Source organism: Legionella gratiana, assembly GCF_001467695.1.
In the GTDB taxonomy this organism is placed as follows: Bacteria; Pseudomonadota; Gammaproteobacteria; order Legionellales; family Legionellaceae; genus Legionella; species Legionella gratiana.
Genome location: NZ_LNYE01000022.1, coordinates 634260 through 652655 on the forward strand (window position 1 = coordinate 634260; position 18396 = coordinate 652655).

An 18396-nucleotide genomic window follows, 5' to 3' on the forward strand; every position below is an offset into this window, starting at 1 on the left:
TTAAAAATAATTTTGCAATCTTGTTACCTAATTAACCTAAGAGGTATTCTACGCCTTTAATTGGCTTAGCACCTCTTCAGTCGCCATTTGTGTTTTATGAATTTCCTCTTTTCCATGTGCACTCGAGACAAATCCAGCTTCATACATTGAAGGCGCAAAATAAACCCCTTTTTCCAACATGCCGTGGTAAAATTTTTTAAATAAAACTTCATCTGACGCAGCTATGTCTGCATAATTAGTGATATATATTTTTTCTGTAAAACAAAAACCAAACATACCACCCAATGATGCAGTAAAAAATGGAATACTTAATGTTTCTGCAACGGAGGCTAAAGCCTTCGTTAGTGCTTGTGTTGTATGACTTAACTCAACAAAAAAATCGGGTTTTTCAATTTCAGATAATGTTGCTAGACCTGCTGCCATAGCCAGTGGATTTCCAGAAAGAGTACCTGCTTGATAAACCGGTCCCTCCGGGGCTAAAAAGGACATAATTTCAGCCCTGCCGCCTAGAGCCCCTACAGGCATTCCGCCACCGATTACTTTACCTAAAGTAGTTAAATCAGGAGTGATATTAAATATCCCTTGTGCACCAGTTAACCCTACTCTAAAGCCAGTCATAACTTCATCAAATATTAATAGAGCTTTATATTGATCACATAACTGACGTAAACCCTTTAAAAATTCAGGCTCCGGTAAAACAAACCCCATATTTCCAGCTACTGGCTCAAGAATTACAGCGGCAATATCCTCCGGAAACTTCTCAAACAATTGAACAACTTGCTCTAGATTATTAAAATCTGCGGTTAAAGTATGTTCCGTAACACTTTGCGGGATTCCAGGTGTTGAAGGAATACCCAAAGTCAACAAACCAGAACCTGCCTTTACCAACAAACTATCACTATGTCCATGGTAACAGCCATTAAATTTAATAAATTTATTTTTCTTGGTAAATCCCCTTGCTAACCGAATTGCTGTCATTGTTGCTTCAGTTCCTGAATTCACCATCCGTATTTTTTCGATTGAAGGAATTAAAGAAATAATTTTTTCAGCCAGCTTTATTTCAAGTTCAGTAGGTGCACCAAAACTCATACCACTAAACAGCACTTTATTTACCGCATCAATTACCGTGCGATGGCAATGTCCCAGTATTAATGGTCCCCAAGATCCTACGTAGTCGATATATTCTTGATCATCAACATCAATAAGATATGCCCCCTTTCCCTGTTTAAAGAAAATAGGCTCTCCTCCTACACCTTTAAAAGCACGAACGGGTGAGTTTACACCCCCAGGAATAAGTGCCTGAGCTTGGTGAAATAAATCTATTGAACGGGACATAAAAACCTCCATTAATTTTGTTGCGTATAGTACCTCTATTCTGAAAAATTGCAAAATGAACAGATTCACTTTACATCTAGGCTTACAGTGGATAAATTACTCCCTTTTAGCTGAGTGTTATTATGCAAGAATATAAAAAATACATTTGTGTCATTTGTGGCTTTATTTATGATGAGGCAGAAGGATGGCCAGAAGATGGCTTAGAGGCTGGTACACGATGGGATGATGTTCCCGAAAATTGGTTCTGCCCAGATTGTGGTGCTGGTAAAGAAGATTTTGAAATGGTTGAAATCGAATAAAAAATCAGCCTCACTGCCATACTTGTAGTCGTCCTCGCAAAAGCCTGTCTCTTGATCCTATCTCATCAAGAGACAGCTGCTTGCGCAGAGGGTGACGGACTTCTCAATACCGTCTCCTTCCGCAAAAGCGGAAGGTCTAAAAGTAACCAATCTTTGCGCTAAACTTCACCTTGCAATCATACGCTTACGAGACCCCCTGCTTACGCAGAGGGTGACGATGCTCTCAATACCGTCTCCTTCTGCAAAAAAAAATAATTGGATCCTGTTTTATTTGCGATAGACAAGGTGTGTAGAAGATTCAGCTCAAAAGCGGGGACCCATTTTGTGATGTAGCACAATGCTCAAATAGAAATGGATTTCCGCTTTCGCGAAAACGACAACCCCTTAAGTCAATGGCAGTGAGGTGGGCCTTTTACTTTATGGTTTAACCACGACCAAAATAACAATACCTATCAATAATAAGGTCGGCATTTCATTATAAATGCGAAAAAAGCGCACACTTTTTTGATTTTGATCCTGTGCAAATGCTTTAAGATAATGGCCGCATAGCAAATGATAAACCCATAAAAGAAGTACTAAACTCAACTTAGCGTGCATCCAACTTTCTTTAAGGTAATACCCTGGATTATAACTGATAAGCCATAAACCTAATAAGGTGGTTAAAAGAGCGGCTGGCCAAGTAATCCCATAATAAAGTCTTTTTTCCATGATTTTAAATCGATTAAGACTAATCGCATCATGAGTATCTGCATGATACACAAACAATCGTGGTAAATAGAATAATCCTGAAAACCAGGCAACCATGGTAATAATATGAAAAGCTTTAACATACAGCATGCTTATTTTCCTGATGTTTTCTTAGAGCCTATTTTTTTTGGCGTGAATGTTTTAATAAATTCAAAAACTCAACTGCTAATGAGAATCCCATCGCGAAATATACATATCCACGAGGCACATGAAAAGAAAAACCATCAGCAACAAGTATCATTCCTATTAAAATCAAATAACTCAGTGCAAGCATTTTAAGAGTTTGGTATTTTTGAATAATGGTACTGACTATTTCACTGGCAAAAATCATAATTAAAATAGCGCAGGTAATTGCAACAGCCATCACCCAAAAACGTGAAGTTAAACCCACAGCAGTGAGTACACTATCTAAGGAAAATATAATATCCATTACTGCAATCTGCAGGATAACCATGCCAAACGTTGCTTTAAAAGCACGAACCTCCTTTTTGGGCTCTAATGATTTTTCTGTAACATCCTGGTGAATTTCATCCGTCGCTTTCCAAATTAAAAACGCACCACCGAGTACGAGAAACAAATCACGCCACGAAAAAGAAATTTGAGCTATGGTGAACAAGGGTTTGGTTAATTTTATCATATGTACTGCAAGCGCAAGTAACATGAGACGAGTCACCCAAGAAAATGTTAGGCCCCAACGTCTTGCTTTTTTTCTCTGATGAACAGGAAGTTTCTCTGATAAGATAGATAGAACAACCAAATTATCAATCCCTAATACAATTTCTAATATAATTAATACAATTAAACTGGTAATAATACCTAGAAAATCCATTAAATCCCTCAATTATAAAAATGTGGTGAGTCTATGATATAATCTTAACCTAAGATTTATAAAGCTAAATGATTCACTTTATTTCTCTGCTTGGTTATAATAGCATGTTTCGTTCATCTTTGTGAGATACTGAGATCATCAAGTTTATTAAAAAGCTGTTAAAGAGAAACAGGGCTCATGTTGCACCTGTTGATTCAGCTTATATCATTCCTAGAAATAAACATAACATATCTAAAACAGACATCAGTAGCAATGCACTTAAGGTACTCAACCGCTTAATAAGTGCTGGGTTTCAAGCATACATTGTTGGTGGTAGCGTTAGGGATTTATTACTTCATAAAGCACCAAAAGACTTTGATGTCGCCACAAATGCAACACCCAATCAAGTCAAGAGTTTGTTTAGAAACGGTCGAATCATTGGTCGTCGATTTAAATTGGTTCATATACTCTTTCACCGTGAAATTATCGAAGTAGCAACCTTTAGAAGTCATGTAGCTATTGATGAAAATCAAGTAACAAATGAGCGTGGGATGTTAGTTCGCGATAACGCTTATGGTTCTCTTGATGAAGATGCTTGGAGACGTGATTTCACTATTAACTCACTTTACTACAACATTAACGACTCATCGATTATTGACTTTACAGGTGGAGTAAACGACGTAGAAGAAAGACTGATTCGTATGATTGGTGATCCGATCAAACGTTATCAAGAAGATCCTGTACGAATGTTACGTGCAATTCGATTCAGTGCCAAATTAAATTTTAAGTTGGCTTTAGAAACAGAAGCCCCCTTCCCAGAAGTGAGTCATCTCATTACTCATGTATCGAGCTCTCGTTTATTTGATGAAATGACTAAGCTATACCAATGCGGGAATGCAGAAACAGTACAAAGATTACTCATGCACTATGGATTATTTCAACATTTATTTCCGCAAACCCATAAACTATTAGGCAGTACTTATCCAATAAATGCATTATTAGCGATTGCACTTGAGAATACGGATACTCGTATCCGTGAAGAAAAACCAGTAACCCCTGCATTTTTGTTTGCAGTTCTTCTATGGTTTCCAATGGTTGAGCATTCAAAACACTTGCAAAGTACAGGTATAGATCCTCTCCCCTCCTTAGAACAAGCGATGTCTTTTGTTATTTCAGAACAAAACAGAATTATTTCTATTCCTAAACGTTACAGTCAAGTTATTCGCGAGATCTGGTTATTACAATATCGTTTTGCAAAAAGATTAGGTGGTAGAGCGTTCAATCTCCTTCAACATCCACGTTTTAGAGCATCTTATGACTTTATGGCTTTACGCTCATTAGCTGGTGACGAATCCATGGAGTTAGCCCAATGGTGGACAACTTTTCAGGATGCAGACGAAGTAGAACAAGCAAAAATGGTTGCACAAATTACACCCGATTTTCCTAAGCGAAAAAAACGACGTCGAAAACCCAAAACAAGCGATGCTCAATGAATATCTGTTATTTAGGTTTAGGCTCAAATCAAAAGAGTCCTGAGCGCCAACTCCGCAAAGCGATTCAATCCATTAAAACATTGAGGCTAACAGCAGTTACCAAAATCTCATCGTTTTACTGGAGCAAGGCCTGGGGATTAAAAAGTCAACAAAATTTTTGTAATGCAGTCATAGAAATAAGTACTCTTTTATCTCCTCTGCAGCTACTCAATGCATGCCAAAAAATTGAAAAGAAGCAAGGCCGCATACGAAAAAAACGTTGGGGACCAAGAGTAATTGATATCGATATTCTTTATTATGAAAATCGTGTCATCCAATCAAAAAAGCTTATGATTCCTCACCCGTACATCCAGCTAAGAGATTTTGTATTGATTCCCTTAAATGAAATCAATCCCAAACTCATATAGAATTGCAGCGTGTGTTTCTCTATAAAATCTTTTTCAATTCATGAAATAAAATAGGTACTTATAATGTAGAATCAACTACAATTTACAGTAACAAAGTTCTATTTTGAGGGTATCATGTATAAAAATATTTTATTCGCTACGGATTTGCTTAAAGAACATAATCATTTCACCGCAAAAGCAGTTACTATTGCACAGCAATTTAATGCCAAACTCTTTTTATTACATGTCATTGAGTTACCTGCTAGTTTTCAACTCGCCCAAGGCCTTGGATTTACTGAACTAGCCAACCCCGCAAAAGATGATGCACAGACTGTTTTAGCTTTAATAGGCGAAAATTTTAATATACCTCACGAACAACAATTTGTTGAAGTAGGTTCAGTTAAAGAGCATATTTTTAATAAAGTAAAAGAATTAAACTGTCAACTCATTATTCTAGGCAGTCATTCTTCTACACTTCACACTTTTTTAGGAAGTACAGCGCATGCTACTGTAAATCATGCTCCATGTGATGTACTCACTTTACGACTGTAAAGTAAGTAATAGAACGCGCTCATTCACTATTGGCTAACGGTCTTTCTAATTTAAGACTCATCTAGAGATCAATACGTTTGTATTAGTTAATTTGGTGAACTAAACTTAACCGAAGAGAGGGGAAATTGACCAAGTTTGTGGTGCATCTTGAAGTTCTATTCTTGGTGCAAGAGAGTTACGAGAGGTATTAAAATGAAACGTGAAGATATTATTGAATCACTAGTGAATCAATTTGCAGACAATATAAAGAATTTACCCGATGAAACCTTACAGAATGTTGAGTCTGGTAAATTGGTGATCAGTTTAACTCCCGCTGTTGGTAAAGAAGCAGGTGGTAAAAAAATATCATTTCCGTCATCTGGAGATGGAGGTCGTCCCAAGATAATCGATAAACCAAAACTTGCCTAAATTTACAAGTTTTGTGAATTGTCGTCTCTGAATCCGACGTGAGCGTAATCCAAGTCGGATTCAAAACGTAGCCCGTATTAGCGAAAGCGCAATACGAGCTATTCTTGATCAAGACATCATCAATTTTCTGGGGGTTTACTCTCAAAATCAGGAAATTGAAATTTGGCAAGTTTTGCAAAATATCCCTCAGTTTGAATTAATTGATCAAAATTACCTTCTTGTATAATACGTCCTTCCTGAATCACCAAAATTCGAGATGCACTTTTTAAGGTTGAAAGGCGATGTGCAATAACAACCTGGGTGATCTGTAATTTTGCCAAATACTCTTGAATTTTTGTTTGATTTTGGTTATCAAGAGCACTCGTTGCCTCATCAAGAAATAAAATTTTTGGTTTTTTTATCAAAGCACGTGCAAGAACAATCCGCTGTTGTTCCCCTCCTGACAAAGATTGCATTCCTTCATTAATAAAAGTATCCATTTCCATAGGTAAAGCAGAGATCATCTGTTCCAAACCTAAGTGATACACAATATTCCATGCATCATTTCTAGTTAGATGTTTGTCATTACCAATAATATTTTCGAGTATCGTTCCTGGTGTAAGTACTGACTTTTGGGTGACAACACCGATCTGTTGACGCAGATTTGCTAAATTAATCATATCCATATTGATATCGTCATAAAAAATTTGACCATCTAAAGGCTTTTCCAATCCTAATAAAATTCGAAACAAAGTTGACTTACCGCATCCAGAATTTCCTGTAATACCAATCACTTCACCAGGATTAATCAGCAAATGGATGTTTTTATAAATTAATGGCTGATTATCCTCATAACGAAAAGATAAATTCTTGATTTGAATTTTTCCTTCCAATTTGATATGGCTGCCACCAAGCTGAAGTGGCTCGACCTTTGCCTCCAAAATAATCAATGATTGTTCAAAAAGAGGTACAATAATCAGAATTGACGTAATAAAGGTAGTCAATGTAAGCAACGCTGAAAAAAACTGTGAGAACGCTGCGTTAAAGGCAATAAAACTACCAATTTCCATCTGTTTATTAAAATAAAAATAAATAGAGAATAAAACAAGAGTCATAAATAGAAGTAAAGAACCATGGATGATATGCACACTCATCTGGATCTTATCTGCTTTATATCTCGCTATTAAAAGATTTGAGAAATAATCAGACCAGATATTAAAAGCTCGGTACTCACTTGCTGATGCTTTGAATTTCATAATGCCACTAATCACTTGAAAAACAAACCCAGATAGTTTAGTCAAATATTCATAGACCTTACGCTGATGAATAAGCAAACGATGGCTAATAAAAATGATTATAGAACTGATTAACAAAACACTTAGTAAAGTCAAAAGTGCGAGCATCAGGTTGTAATAGCACATTAAAATAAAAGATAACATAGCAACTACTACACTAAAAAGAGACAAAATAGTTGATTGGGTAAGCATTTCTTGAATGGTTGATACAACTCCAGCACGATAAGCAATATCTCCAGCATTCAATTGGCGAAAAAACGTTGGTGTTAACTTAAGAAGCCTATCCCAAATCGCTGGTTCAAGACGTCTTTGTATTTTAAAACGAAGATTTAACATTAAAACTGTTTGATTGATCGACAATAAGGAATAAATTAGTGTGTTGATAATTAATAAAATTGCTAAAAGCGTTATTTGTCCAGACTCTATAAATTGACTAAAATTGTTGAAAAAGTAACTCATTAATATCGGCAAACTCATCAAAATAAGGCTTAATCCTAATTGCAAATACAAAATTGATTGCACTTCATTCTTTAGAGTACTAAATGAAAATTTAAGAATATCTAAGAGCTTGGTTGCTGTCTTAGGAAGAGGTTTAATAAAGGAAAAACCATAAGTACTGATTTTATTTAATTGGCTTGGAGATAACGTAATAATCTCAGTTGGGCTAGAACACTGATAGCCGCCATTTTTTTTAGGTACTAAGACACATGGAGAGTTATCCATAAAACCAAGAAAAATACCGAGATCATGTGTCCACCACTTGCCTTCTAGTGTTATTTTTTGTATACGAATACCTGAATGAATTGAAATCTTTTCCATTAAATCATCAAGATCATCACTAAGATCACCACTGGGTATTTTAAGACTAATATCAATCAACTCAGCCAAATGTACTAATGCATCAATCAATAATTTTTTTTTATCTGAGCTAGAGTGAATTTTAGCGTTTTGATGACCCAAAACTCGTTGAATTTTTAATAATCCCGGAGCAATATCGTCAAGTTCTGAATCATTCATAATAAGTAATCCCTTTCGATAAATCCCTTATATCGTCCGTTGAGCTTCATTAATTGTTCATGATCTCCTCGTTCAATAATTCCTCCATCTTCAATAACAATAATTTCATCACAATATTTTATTGCACTCAAACGATGAGTAACAATGAGAAAACTGCAATTCATTTTGCGCAAATTTTCATAGATTTTTGCTTCGGTTAGTGAATCAAGGGCTGAGGTTGCCTCATCAAGAAGAATCAACTCAGGTTTCTTAAGTAATGCTCGTGCTAATTCAATTCTTTGTGCTTGCCCAAGACTTATATTAGTGCCGCCTTCTTGCACCGCATAATCAAGACCTCCTTTCAATTTCACTAAATCATAAATACAGGCAGCTTTTAGAGCCTCAATGATGGTTTCTTCCTCAATACTTCTATCCCACATAGTAAGGTTATCACGAATAGTGCCTTCAAATAGAAAAATATTTTGATCAACGTAGGAAACCATCTTAAACAATTCTTTAGGGGTATAATTTTTTATGCTCTTTCCTTTGAGATAAATTTGACCTGACCAGGGTTCAAAAAGCCCGCAAATCAAATTGAGTAAAGAAGATTTTCCACCACCTGAAAGACCCGTAATTGCAATAGTATTTCCCTTTTTCAACTGAATATTAATTTCTGATAATATAGGAGCTTCTAATTTGGAATAACCAAAATAAAGATCTTTTATATCAATTAAGTTATTCGATTTTATGTCTTTTTGTTGCATTGTCATGTCAGTTTGTTGTACTAATAGAACATCATTGACTCGAATTAAATCCGCTTTAAGCTCATTGATTTTCAAAAAATTATCAACAACTTCTATTACAGGAGCAGAAAAAAGAAGCAATAAAGTATAAATTGCAATTAAACCTCCTACAGTCATTGTACCTTGCATAATAAAATGAAGACCCAAAATAACTAGAAAAACCAGATTAAAGAAATAAAGAACGCTGGGGAGTAATGAAATAAGTGCTGTATAAAAATCAATTTTTTGCTCGGAATCAATTAGCTTGGATTTATAGCTTAACCAACGAGAAAAAAAACGATTTTCGCCACTCATAAATTTTAGTGTCTCAATCATTTGTACACCACTGAATTCAATACCATACATTTTTGCATGATCCTGTGAGTAACGACGACCAAGATCAATTATTTTTCTCTTAGTAAGAATAATTGCTAAAAAATTTAATACAGTAATACAAATAGTAATCAATCCAATGGTTTGATTAATTAATAGAATAAGAGTCGAATAAATTAATATGCTTAAGATTCCAATGATTGATTCAGATAAAAAGTTAGTTGTTTTTGTTGCTATTTCATCAAAAATATGAACTCTATTTGCAATGTCACCGGTAGCTCTTTGCAGATAATAGTTCATGGGTAAATGCAATAGTTTATTAAAAAATTCAGGGATCCTTTTGATGGAGAATTTTAATTTATATCGTACTACATAATATTGCTGAATCCACAAAAGTATTATGGTAATGATTAAGGTAATCGTCATGCCAAAAATAAAACCGGGCATCCATTGTTTCTGATTTTTGATAATAATATTATCAATAAAAAATTCAATGAATAAAGCCAAAGATGCTTGCGGAATTGATAGAAGTGCCGAAACAAGAACGATATAAATAATTTCCGTTGAATCTCCTTTTAAATGGTCACGCAATAGTTCGAGAACTGTTTTTTCTTTTTTGCCACCAGGTTTAAATTCTTTGCTCGGTGTAATACGCAAAATAACACCGGTAAAACCTTTATCAAACTCTTCTAGGGTGATAATCCTAGGGCCTGTAGCGGGATCATTGATATAAACTTTATTCTTTATGATCCCTTCAATTACCATAAAGTGCTCAAATTTCCAGAAGACAATGAATGGCGTTTGCATGTAACGAAGGGTATCTATTTCCTGAATACGTTTACCTTCCGCATTCATCCCTAAAGTTCTAGCAGCTTTGATAATATTGATTGCTTTTGATCCATCGCGGGTGACCCCACAAGCTTCTCGCGCCTCTTCAGCAGAAATATATAGGCCATAATAGGCAAGAGTAATTGCAAGACAAACCGCCCCACATTCCATGGCATCCATTTGGAGAATAGTAGGGGTTTTTACTCTCTTATGAGGTGCATTTAATAAACCAGGATCAAGATCAAATTTAATCATTTTTATTCATTACCCAGTTTTTTGTCGATTTCAGAATCGGCAAAATTATAGATAGAGGATGCTCTCTTTTAATGACAATCTCGACCTTCGTAACCGTACCAAGCGTGAGCTTTTCTTTGGGACCGGATGAGGTAGTCCAGCGATAGCCTGTTGGCGTATCTGACGAATGGATTAGCTTTATTTTTACTTTAAAAACAGGACCATTTTGCTCAAATACATCAGCCATTTTTTGGTTTTCTAAGATACTTGTAAGTCCTTGAGGACTTATAGGCAGCTCACTCACATAGGTTACCTTGCCAACTATCCCACCATATTCGAGTACATTAACATGTTTGGGAAAAACTTTGGATGACATGCCAACAGCAATTTTTTTACCCACATCAGCATTGAAAAAAGCAATGACCTCAAGATCATCATTGTGAGTAATGATATTAATCAGTCTTTGTTTTTCAGTTAAAAAATCACCTGGTTTTATGTAATTATTAGAAACAATTCCATCTACTGGACTTAAAACAACCTCAGTTAACTTAATATTTTCTATGAGCTTTTTTAAATTAAATTGTGACTGTGCAAGTTTCTCTTGTAACTCACGAATTTTAGTATTCCAAGACTCGATATAATCATTTTTGTTTTGATTCAGTTCGACAAGTGTTTTTTCATTTGTAGTAATTTGTTCTTTCGAATCATAGTAAGCAACTTGTATATCAGTTAATTCAAGCCGCGATAAGATTCCTTTTTTAAAAGCAGCTTCCTGAATTTTTAATAAAGCTTCAAGACGATTCTTTTTTTCTTGTAAACTGGCATTGATCGTTTGTGTATGATTAATAGACTCTTGAATTTGTTTTAAGCGAATATCGATTTCAGATTTTGCAGTTTTTGTCAATTCAGCCAATTTAATTTTCTGCTGTTCTATATAATTTCTTAATTCTTTCGCTTCACTATTCATATTAGGATTCACTAGAGTAACTAGCAATTGCCCCTTTTTGACATTCAATCCCGGACTAGCCCATAGTTGCTTCACATAACCACCAGAAATAGGTGACATAACATTAATAATTTCAGCATTCTTCGCAAAAATTATTCCTTGTCCCTCTACTAAAGTAGAAATTTGACCAAAAATCAACCATATGACGCCAGCTAAGATCAACATAAAAAAAATGATTAAATAAATCCATGATTTTGGTGTAATAATTCGAATGGTCTGTTGAAAATCTTCGCGCTCATAAAATGACTTTACTGCCTGCTTACGATAGAGATCAGACTCTTTCATTTTATTTTCTCATACATGATGCGAATTCGTTTTGTCAGAACAGGTAAGAGTTGAAGGCCAATATCAGGATAAGCATGTATTTGAGTGGTAAAATCCCATTCTGAAATAAAAATACAATCTACTTTTCCTAATGCTTTTACAGAGGCAGTAGTCTTTAGTTTATCAATTACAGAAATTTCTCCAATAATCTGCCCTGGCTCTAATTGAGTAATTACGAATTCACTACCATCGCCAATAGATTTAAAGACTTGTACTGTTCCCTTATATACAACAAAAATACCTGTCGGATCGCTATTTTCAGCAATAATTATTTCATCAGGTTCAAAATGACGGAGTGTTGCCAAATTAACTAGAGGCCAAAGTGCATTTTTATTTAGCATTTTAAATAAATCTAACTCTTTCATGAAATTATATAATTCTAAATTTTCAGAGATTGAATTATCCATAAAACATCTCCTTCAGAAGGGATGAAAAAATTGAGATTATTTTATCTTATTCAAAGATTAGACTGATTTAAGTTATTGAGCAAGATTACTAAACATCCAACCTTAGCTAGATCAACATTGAATTGCAATAGATTGCTCTTCCTAAGCACTATTTCTTTCTTTTAGCATTCTTTTTCACATGACTCATTAATCTTCTTTTTTTATTAACTTGTCGTTGTGATAATTTATTTTTCTTATCAGCAAAAGGATTCACTCCTCCTTTAAATTCAAGTTTTAAAGGAGTTCCAATTAATCCGAGATGCCTAATAAATTCATTATTAAGATAACGTTTATAGCTATCAGGCAAATCAGCCAATTGATTTCCATGAATAACAATAACCGGAGGATTATGACCACCAAGATGAGCATAACGCAATTTAATCCTGCGTCCATTTACACATGGCGGAGTGTGTTTTGTACTGAGATCTTGAAGCAAGCGGGTTAATTTGGGTGTAGAAAAAGATTGAATTGCAGAAGTATAAGCCTCATTAATATCTTTAAACAGATTTCCTACGCCACTACCATGCAAAGCGGAAATAAATCTGATTTTTGCAAAATTCGCAAAATGTAATCTTCTTGATAATTCGCTTTTTATTTTTTCTTTATGTTCTTCCTCCAGGCCATCCCATTTGTTCACAACAATCACTAAGGCTTTACCCGATTCAATAATAAAACCAAGCAAGTTCATATCTTGATCGGTAATTCCTTCATTAGCATCCAATAATTGTAAACATACATTTGACTCTTCAATTGCCTTTAGAGTTTTAATCACTGAAAATTTTTCTATTTTTTCATCAATTCGAGATTTTCTGCGTACACCTGCGGTATCAATTAATAGATACTTTTGATTATCCCTGACAAAAGGGATGGCGATACTATCTCTGGTAGTTCCAGGCATATCATAAACAACTACTCTTTCCTCACCTAAGATTCGATTAATCAAAGTTGATTTTCCAACATTAGGGCGACCAGCAAAGGCAATTTTAATGGCATGGTCCTCTTCAACATCATCAAACTGTGGGGCAAAAGGTAATAAAATATCATCCAATAATGCTCGAATACCTCTTCCATGAGATGAAGAAATAGAGTGGATACTCGCAATACCTAAAGATTGAAAATCAGCACACGCAAGATCATCATCTAAGTCCTCAGTTTTATTGACAATAAGATGAACTATTTTATTTAATTTTCGCAAGTTGCTTGCGATTTTTTCATCAATCCCTGTTAAACCAGTGCGTCCGTCAACTAAAAACAACACGACATCAGCTTCGTTCAACGCTATTTCAGATTGTCTAGACATTAAACTATCAACAGCAATATCATCAACACCAATACCGCCAGTATCGACAACGATATAATGTTTGCCATCATGTTGTGCTTGACCATATTGTCTGTCTCGGGTTAAGCCAGGATAATCAGCAACAAGAGCATCTTGTGTTTTAGTCAATCTATTAAATAAAGTAGACTTACCCACATTAGGACGCCCAACCAGTGCAATTACAGGGATCATGTTTTAACTCACAGATAATTGATGAAGCATGCCATTGTCCGTTAATACATATAGTTTGCTTCCAATCACACTTGGAGAAATACTTACTCCCCCCGAAACTTTTGTACGAGCTAAAATTTCACCTGTTTGTAAGTCAAGAAAATGGAGGTAGCCCGTCTTATCGCCAACGACTATCTCATTATTAATTAACGCAGGTTCAGTTAAGACTCTTGCTTTTAAAGCAGTTTGCTTCCAATTAACTCGACCACTAAGTTTATCAAGCGACCATAGTACATCATGACTATCAGTAACATATAAGGTATTTCCACTTAATACCATGTTTTTGTAAACGGATCCTGATTTTTTCCAGAGAAATTGTCCATCAGAAAGTGATAATGCGCCAATAAAACCTTGATAAGTCGCCAAATAGACCACATTATTTTCGACTATTGGGTCTGCATCTATATCTACTAATCGCTCAACATCACTTGATCCAGCAGCATAAACGATACTTCGTTGCCAGATAACACGGCCAGTATCTATATCTAATGCATCTAATTTCCCATCAGAAAAACCGATTAACAATAAATTTCCTATCACTATTGGGGACGAGCTTGCTTTTAGAATCAAACTGGGTGAACCATGTTCAGCGGTCCATAATTGTTTACCGTCGGCAGCATGAAACGCATAAATCTTTCCATCAATTGTTTTAACAATTACTTTTCTGTGCGTAATGGTAGGTGGAGATAGAACTTCACCTGAAACCTTGATCTGCCATAGTTTTTTACCATTAGCCTGATTTAATACAACGGTTGAAGAGTTACTTGTACCTACAGCAATATAACCATCTGCTACAGTAGGGCCACTTACTAAACCATGTTTCAATGGTGTAGTCCATTTTATTTCACCATTATTTTTATTCACCGCCTGAACAAGTCCACTAGCATCTGCAGTATAAATAGTACCGCCTTGAACTACAGGTTTAAGTCTTAAATATTCTTTGTTTTTAGACGCTTTCCCCACAGAAACAGTCCAATTTTCTGTTACTTTAACTTTATCTTGAATTTCTTTAAGAGCTTTAGGTTTTGGAGTATTGTCTTTACCGAGCATATAATCATCAAGTTTGGAACACCCTTGTACCGTAATAAAGAAAAGTAAAATAAAAAATTTAATTTTCATGAAAATAAAACCTCAATTTGTACAGCCCAAATTATTAATCTCTCTAGACTATTAAGCTAGAGAGCCAAAGAAATTTGGAGTTCTCTTTCTATCGGGCTACGACTTCTAAAGCAAAATAACACAAGATTCTTAGATATAGATTTATCAAGCTCTTTTCAATTCTCAATCATGCAGCCTGTATTTTTTTATCTCCTGAAATCATGGAATGTGACTTACTTGCGATCTCATTCGTTTTCATTTCTAAAAATAAGTTACCTATGCCATTTGTTTTTACTTCATCTAACGCTAATTTATAAGACTTCATAGCTTCTTGATATTGGCCTGTTGCTCCATAAATATCCCCCTTCAGTTCATTGATGACTGGTAAATAAGTGTTATCATCAACACTGCTGAGCTCTTTTAATGCATTAGCGTACGATTTTTCTGCTGCATAGATTCGCGCAATACGAATTTTTGCTATTTGCTTTAAAGCAAGCATTTGACTATTAGAAGCAACACTTTTTAATTCCTCTGTAGCCCTATCCAATTTATTTTTAGATACATAAATTTTTGCAAGAGTCATATGAGCTGCATCTGCATAAACTGATCCACTATGCTCATGAATTAACTCATTAGCATAAGATCTTACAGCTTTAATATTATGATTTGAAAGAGCAACCATCATATGTTCATATGCATTGGAAGCGTGTTGGGTCAGTTTATCCTGATGCCAATGCAAATATCTATATCCGGCAATACCAAAGAGCACCAGTGATAAGATAACAGTAATTAGATTCCCATATTTCTTCCACCATTTTTTTATCGATTCTAATTGTTCCTCTTCAGTCATATATACTGACATAGCGCTCTCCCACACTTACTCTAAATAATCTTCTAAAATTTGATTAAGCATACTTTGATTTACTGTGATTTGATCTGTTCCACCACGTAAATCCTTAATACCGATTTGTTCTTTAGCCAATTCATCTTCACCCAAAATCAGTGCTAAACGTGCACCACTCTTATCCGCTTTTTTAAATTGGCTTTTAAAACTTCCACCTGCAGTATTTACCAATACCGCGACTTTAGGATATATATTACGAATTAATTCTGCGATTTTAAGCCCACGAATCACAGCTTGATCATTGGTAGCAATAATGTATAAAGCATCTCTTTCTACTTCTTGCTTCAATAGATTTAAGGTTTCCATAAGCAAATAGATCCTTTCTATACCTAACGCAAAACCCGCCGCGGGCGTTGGATTACCACCTAATTGCTCTACGAGTATATCGTAACGGCCCCCAGCACAAACCGTTGCTTGGCTGCCTAATTTATCTGTAACCCATTCAAATACTGTATGTCCATAATAATCAAGTCCACGAACCAAGACTGGATTTACTTCATAAGGAATTTTTAATGCATCTAAGCCATCACAAAATGACTGAAAATGTACCCGACTTTTTTCCCCTAGGACATCAATCAACTTCGGGGCATTCGCTAATAAATGAAGCATTTCAGGGTTTTTACTGTCTAAAATTCGCAATGGATTCCGATCTAATCTGCGTTTACTGTCTTCATCCAATTGGTTTTTATGATCAAGCAAATAGTCAACTAAAATTTTCTTATAATGATGTCGCTCAGACAATTCACCTAAAGTATTCACTTGCAATCGGACCAAATCATCAAAACCCAATTGTTCCCAGAACTTACGACAAATAGAGATCAACTCCAGTTCAATCATTGCTCCTGACATGCCAAATGCTTCAACACCAAGTTGATTAAACTGTCTATATCTTCCTTTTTGAGGTCGTTCATGGCGAAACATAGGCCCCATATACCACAATTTTTGTTGTTGATTATGTAAAAGACCATGCTCGAGACAAGCACGTACACAGCCTGCTGTTCCCTCTGGTCTAAGAGTAATACTGTCACCATTTAGATCATTGAAAGTGTACATTTCTTTTTCAACAATATCCGTGACCTCACCAATAGTGCGCTTAAATAATTGTGTACTTTCAACAAGTGGGAAACGTATCTCTTGATAACCATATCGAGTAAGAACATGAACAAAAATTTGCTCTAGAGTACGCCATAATGCTGTTGCATCAGGAAGTATATCATTCATTCCACGGATTGCTTGAATTCGCTCAGTCACTGGTCTTCTCCAAGGGAGACATTTCTGGTTTAGGATTGAGCAAAGATTGCATTTTAGATATATCAGTTAACTTAATTTCTAAATTTTTATTTACTGGTGTTTGTTGATTCAGTGATAAATCGGTAACAGTCGTAGAGCTATTTGTCGCAAATACCTGTTGATTATCTCTATTTTTTTGCCACCAAATTCCAACAGCAACAATAACTCCTATAGCAAATAAAAGAGTAAACCAACGAATAATATGTTCTACCTTATGAGATTCGCGTTTACTTTGCTGCCATAAAGCACGCTCTGGTTTTCTCTCAACAAGGTATTGCTTGTTAAATATTGCTAAATAAGGTTCAGGAGAAGTACCTAATAACTTGGCATAAGCACGCAGATATCCTTTAACAAAAACAGGTTCAGGCAACAAATGAAACTCATTATTTTCAATCAATTCAATAATACGAGCTCGCAAATGAAGCTTATTGGCAACATATTCGATAGTATAACCCTTTTGTTCTCGTATAGATGCAAGTTGCGCTCCTGGATTCCTATCTTTTTCAAGTATATCTTCATCCAGAGTGGTTATTGTGTTCATTATTTACTCCACTGTTATCGATATGGGAATTCAAATTACCTAAATCTTGTTCATATCCTGCAGCAATATGATGTTGACCCACTTTCTCAGAAACTTCTTTAGCTAAAGATAACAATATCCTATCATTTAAAACTAAATCAGGATGATTTTGCACTAAAGCAAAAGCGTCCTTATCTCTTCCCGCTTTAATTTCCAGTTTCAGCAGTTCATATAATGATACCTTTCGTGAGGGATCTTGATTTAGTGCTTTTGCAAAATAAAACATAGCCCTTTCTTCATTGAGCACAGACAATGCACATAGCCCTGCATTTTCATAAGCCCCTGCTGTATGTATGTATTGTAAATCATTAACTGCTTTTAAAAAGTATTTTTCAGCTTTTTTATAATCACCCTGGCGACATAAAAAAGCACCATAATTATTAAGCTGAGCCCCTCCACTTCCTGTTAAAGATATTGCTTTTAAATAGTATTTTTCTGCTTGATCCAATTCTTTGGTCTGTTCAAAATAATAAGCCAATGCGGAATTAACATCGGGTGATGTAGGTTCTTGCTCAAGTGCAGTAAGCAATTTCTTTTTCGCCCGCGGCCTATCTCCTTGTTTTAAGTAACCCAAACCCAGCTGAACATTGTATGATGCAGCTTTACTAAGATCGGGCTTTTTTAAATTTTGTTTTCCACTTTCTTCATTATGGGTACACGCCTGCATCAACAAGCAAGCCATAATCAACAGGGAATAAAATTTTTTGAGCACAATATTCCACAT

At 35.3% G+C, this 18396-nt stretch carries 18 protein-coding genes; 5 read left to right on the forward strand and 13 right to left on the reverse strand.

The window, feature by feature from the left end; all coding sequences use genetic code 11:
* Window positions 1–48: 48 nt before the first annotated feature.
* Window positions 49–1335, reverse strand: a complete 1287-nt coding sequence (hemL, locus tag Lgra_RS10510; RefSeq protein WP_058499195.1) for a glutamate-1-semialdehyde 2,1-aminomutase — start codon at window positions 1333–1335, stop codon at window positions 49–51.
* 122 nt (window positions 1336–1457) lie between these two features.
* Here hemL and Lgra_RS10515 point away from each other — a divergent pair, with 122 nt between their 5' ends.
* Complete coding sequence (locus tag Lgra_RS10515; protein ID WP_058499196.1) at window positions 1458–1634, forward strand: rubredoxin; 177 nt, start codon at window positions 1458–1460, stop codon at window positions 1632–1634.
* A gap of 417 nt (window positions 1635–2051) precedes the next feature.
* Here the strand turns inward: Lgra_RS10515 and hemJ are convergent, their stop codons facing one another.
* Both hemJ and Lgra_RS10525 read right to left on the reverse strand, forming a co-directional pair.
* Window positions 2052–2471 (reverse strand): protoporphyrinogen oxidase HemJ, encoded by a 420-nt coding sequence (gene hemJ / locus Lgra_RS10520; protein WP_058499197.1) that lies wholly within the window; start codon window positions 2469–2471, stop codon window positions 2052–2054.
* Window positions 2472–2499: 28 nt separating this feature from the next.
* Window positions 2500–3210: a TerC family protein gene (locus Lgra_RS10525; protein WP_058499198.1), complete on the reverse strand. Its 711-nt coding sequence runs from the start codon at window positions 3208–3210 to the stop codon at window positions 2500–2502.
* Window positions 3211–3365: 155 nt separating this feature from the next.
* On the opposite strand from Lgra_RS10525, the gene pcnB reads away from it, so the two are divergent.
* The 4 genes from pcnB to Lgra_RS10545 all read left to right on the forward strand — a co-directional run bounded on the left by pcnB (window position 3366) and on the right by Lgra_RS10545 (window position 6028).
* Window positions 3366–4682 carry a polynucleotide adenylyltransferase PcnB gene (gene pcnB, locus Lgra_RS10530; RefSeq protein WP_058499199.1) on the forward strand — a complete coding sequence of 439 codons (1317 nt, stop codon included), beginning with the start codon at window positions 3366–3368 and terminating at the stop codon, window positions 4680–4682.
* Entirely contained in the window at window positions 4679–5089 is a 411-nt protein-coding gene (gene folK / locus Lgra_RS10535) for a 2-amino-4-hydroxy-6-hydroxymethyldihydropteridine diphosphokinase (RefSeq protein ID WP_058499200.1), read from the forward strand. The genes pcnB and folK overlap by 4 nt, the downstream gene beginning before the upstream one ends.
* Window positions 5090–5203: 114 nt before the next feature.
* On the forward strand, window positions 5204–5620 hold the full coding sequence (locus tag Lgra_RS10540; RefSeq protein ID WP_058499201.1) for a universal stress protein: 417 nt from the start codon (window positions 5204–5206) through the stop codon (window positions 5618–5620).
* 192 nt (window positions 5621–5812) lie between these two features.
* On the forward strand, window positions 5813–6028 hold the full coding sequence (locus Lgra_RS10545; protein ID WP_058499202.1) for a hypothetical protein: 216 nt from the start codon (window positions 5813–5815) through the stop codon (window positions 6026–6028).
* A 119-nt stretch (window positions 6029–6147) separates the two neighbouring features.
* Here Lgra_RS10545 and Lgra_RS10550 read toward each other — a convergent pair whose 3' ends face one another.
* The 10 genes from Lgra_RS10550 to pilW form a co-directional block, all read right to left on the reverse strand.
* Window positions 6148–8319: an ATP-binding cassette domain-containing protein gene (locus Lgra_RS10550; protein ID WP_058499203.1), complete on the reverse strand. Its 2172-nt coding sequence runs from the start codon at window positions 8317–8319 to the stop codon at window positions 6148–6150.
* Window positions 8316–10496, reverse strand: a complete 2181-nt coding sequence (locus tag Lgra_RS10555; RefSeq protein WP_058499204.1) for a cysteine peptidase family C39 domain-containing protein — start codon at window positions 10494–10496, stop codon at window positions 8316–8318. Before Lgra_RS10555 ends, Lgra_RS10550 begins: the two co-directional genes overlap by 4 nt.
* Window positions 10489–11766, reverse strand: a complete 1278-nt coding sequence (locus Lgra_RS10560; protein ID WP_083502897.1) for an NHLP bacteriocin system secretion protein — start codon at window positions 11764–11766, stop codon at window positions 10489–10491. The genes Lgra_RS10555 and Lgra_RS10560 overlap by 8 nt, the downstream gene beginning before the upstream one ends.
* Window positions 11763–12212, reverse strand: coding sequence for a cyclic nucleotide-binding domain-containing protein (locus tag Lgra_RS10565; RefSeq protein WP_058499205.1), 450 nt, complete (start codon window positions 12210–12212; stop codon window positions 11763–11765). The genes Lgra_RS10560 and Lgra_RS10565 overlap by 4 nt, the downstream gene beginning before the upstream one ends.
* A 148-nt stretch (window positions 12213–12360) precedes the next feature.
* A complete protein-coding gene (gene der, locus Lgra_RS10570) occupies window positions 12361–13761 on the reverse strand; it encodes a ribosome biogenesis GTPase Der (RefSeq protein WP_058499206.1) in 1401 nt (466 codons plus the stop codon).
* Between the two features lie 3 nt (window positions 13762–13764).
* Window positions 13765–14919, reverse strand: a complete 1155-nt coding sequence (gene bamB, locus Lgra_RS10575) for an outer membrane protein assembly factor BamB (protein WP_058499207.1) — start codon at window positions 14917–14919, stop codon at window positions 13765–13767.
* A 166-nt stretch (window positions 14920–15085) separates the two neighbouring features.
* A complete protein-coding gene (locus Lgra_RS10580) occupies window positions 15086–15760 on the reverse strand; it encodes a YfgM family protein (RefSeq protein ID WP_058499208.1) in 675 nt (224 codons plus the stop codon).
* Window positions 15761–15775: 15 nt separating this feature from the next.
* The gene (hisS, locus tag Lgra_RS10585) at window positions 15776–17053 is read right to left on the reverse strand and encodes a histidine--tRNA ligase (RefSeq protein WP_058499209.1); all 1278 of its coding nucleotides are present in this window, start codon (window positions 17051–17053) and stop codon (window positions 15776–15778) included.
* Window positions 17046–17633 carry a helix-turn-helix domain-containing protein gene (locus Lgra_RS10590; protein ID WP_058499210.1) on the reverse strand — a complete coding sequence of 196 codons (588 nt, stop codon included), beginning with the start codon at window positions 17631–17633 and terminating at the stop codon, window positions 17046–17048. Before Lgra_RS10590 ends, hisS begins: the two co-directional genes overlap by 8 nt.
* Window positions 17608–18384 carry a type IV pilus biogenesis/stability protein PilW gene (gene pilW / locus Lgra_RS10595; protein WP_058499211.1) on the reverse strand — a complete coding sequence of 259 codons (777 nt, stop codon included), beginning with the start codon at window positions 18382–18384 and terminating at the stop codon, window positions 17608–17610. The genes Lgra_RS10590 and pilW overlap by 26 nt, the downstream gene beginning before the upstream one ends.
* Between the last annotated feature and the right edge of the window lie 12 nt (window positions 18385–18396).

Bases quoted from the DNA above. Each gene is read 5' to 3' on its own strand.
- Lgra_RS10545 (WP_058499202.1), top strand. From the start codon at position 5,813: ATGAAACGTGAAGATATTATTGAATCACTAGTGAATCAATTTGCAGAC.
- Lgra_RS10540 (WP_058499201.1), top strand. From the start codon at position 5,204: ATGTATAAAAATATTTTATTCGCTACGGATTTGCTTAAAGAACATAAT.
- der (WP_058499206.1), bottom strand. From the start codon at position 13,761: ATGATCCCTGTAATTGCACTGGTTGGGCGTCCTAATGTGGGTAAGTCT.
- Lgra_RS10590 (WP_058499210.1), bottom strand. From the start codon at position 17,633: ATGAACACAATAACCACTCTGGATGAAGATATACTTGAAAAAGATAGG.
- folK (WP_058499200.1), top strand. From the start codon at position 4,679: ATGAATATCTGTTATTTAGGTTTAGGCTCAAATCAAAAGAGTCCTGAG.
- Lgra_RS10555 (WP_058499204.1), bottom strand. From the start codon at position 10,496: ATGATTAAATTTGATCTTGATCCTGGTTTATTAAATGCACCTCATAAG.
- Lgra_RS10560 (WP_083502897.1), bottom strand. From the start codon at position 11,766: ATGAAAGAGTCTGATCTCTATCGTAAGCAGGCAGTAAAGTCATTTTAT.
- Lgra_RS10515 (WP_058499196.1), top strand. From the start codon at position 1,458: ATGCAAGAATATAAAAAATACATTTGTGTCATTTGTGGCTTTATTTAT.
- Lgra_RS10565 (WP_058499205.1), bottom strand. From the start codon at position 12,212: ATGGATAATTCAATCTCTGAAAATTTAGAATTATATAATTTCATGAAA.
- hemL (WP_058499195.1), bottom strand. From the start codon at position 1,335: ATGTCCCGTTCAATAGATTTATTTCACCAAGCTCAGGCACTTATTCCT.
- bamB (WP_058499207.1), bottom strand. From the start codon at position 14,919: ATGAAAATTAAATTTTTTATTTTACTTTTCTTTATTACGGTACAAGGG.
- hemJ (WP_058499197.1), bottom strand. From the start codon at position 2,471: ATGCTGTATGTTAAAGCTTTTCATATTATTACCATGGTTGCCTGGTTT.
- Lgra_RS10580 (WP_058499208.1), bottom strand. From the start codon at position 15,760: ATGTCAGTATATATGACTGAAGAGGAACAATTAGAATCGATAAAAAAA.
- Lgra_RS10525 (WP_058499198.1), bottom strand. From the start codon at position 3,210: ATGGATTTTCTAGGTATTATTACCAGTTTAATTGTATTAATTATATTA.
- Lgra_RS10550 (WP_058499203.1), bottom strand. From the start codon at position 8,319: ATGAATGATTCAGAACTTGACGATATTGCTCCGGGATTATTAAAAATT.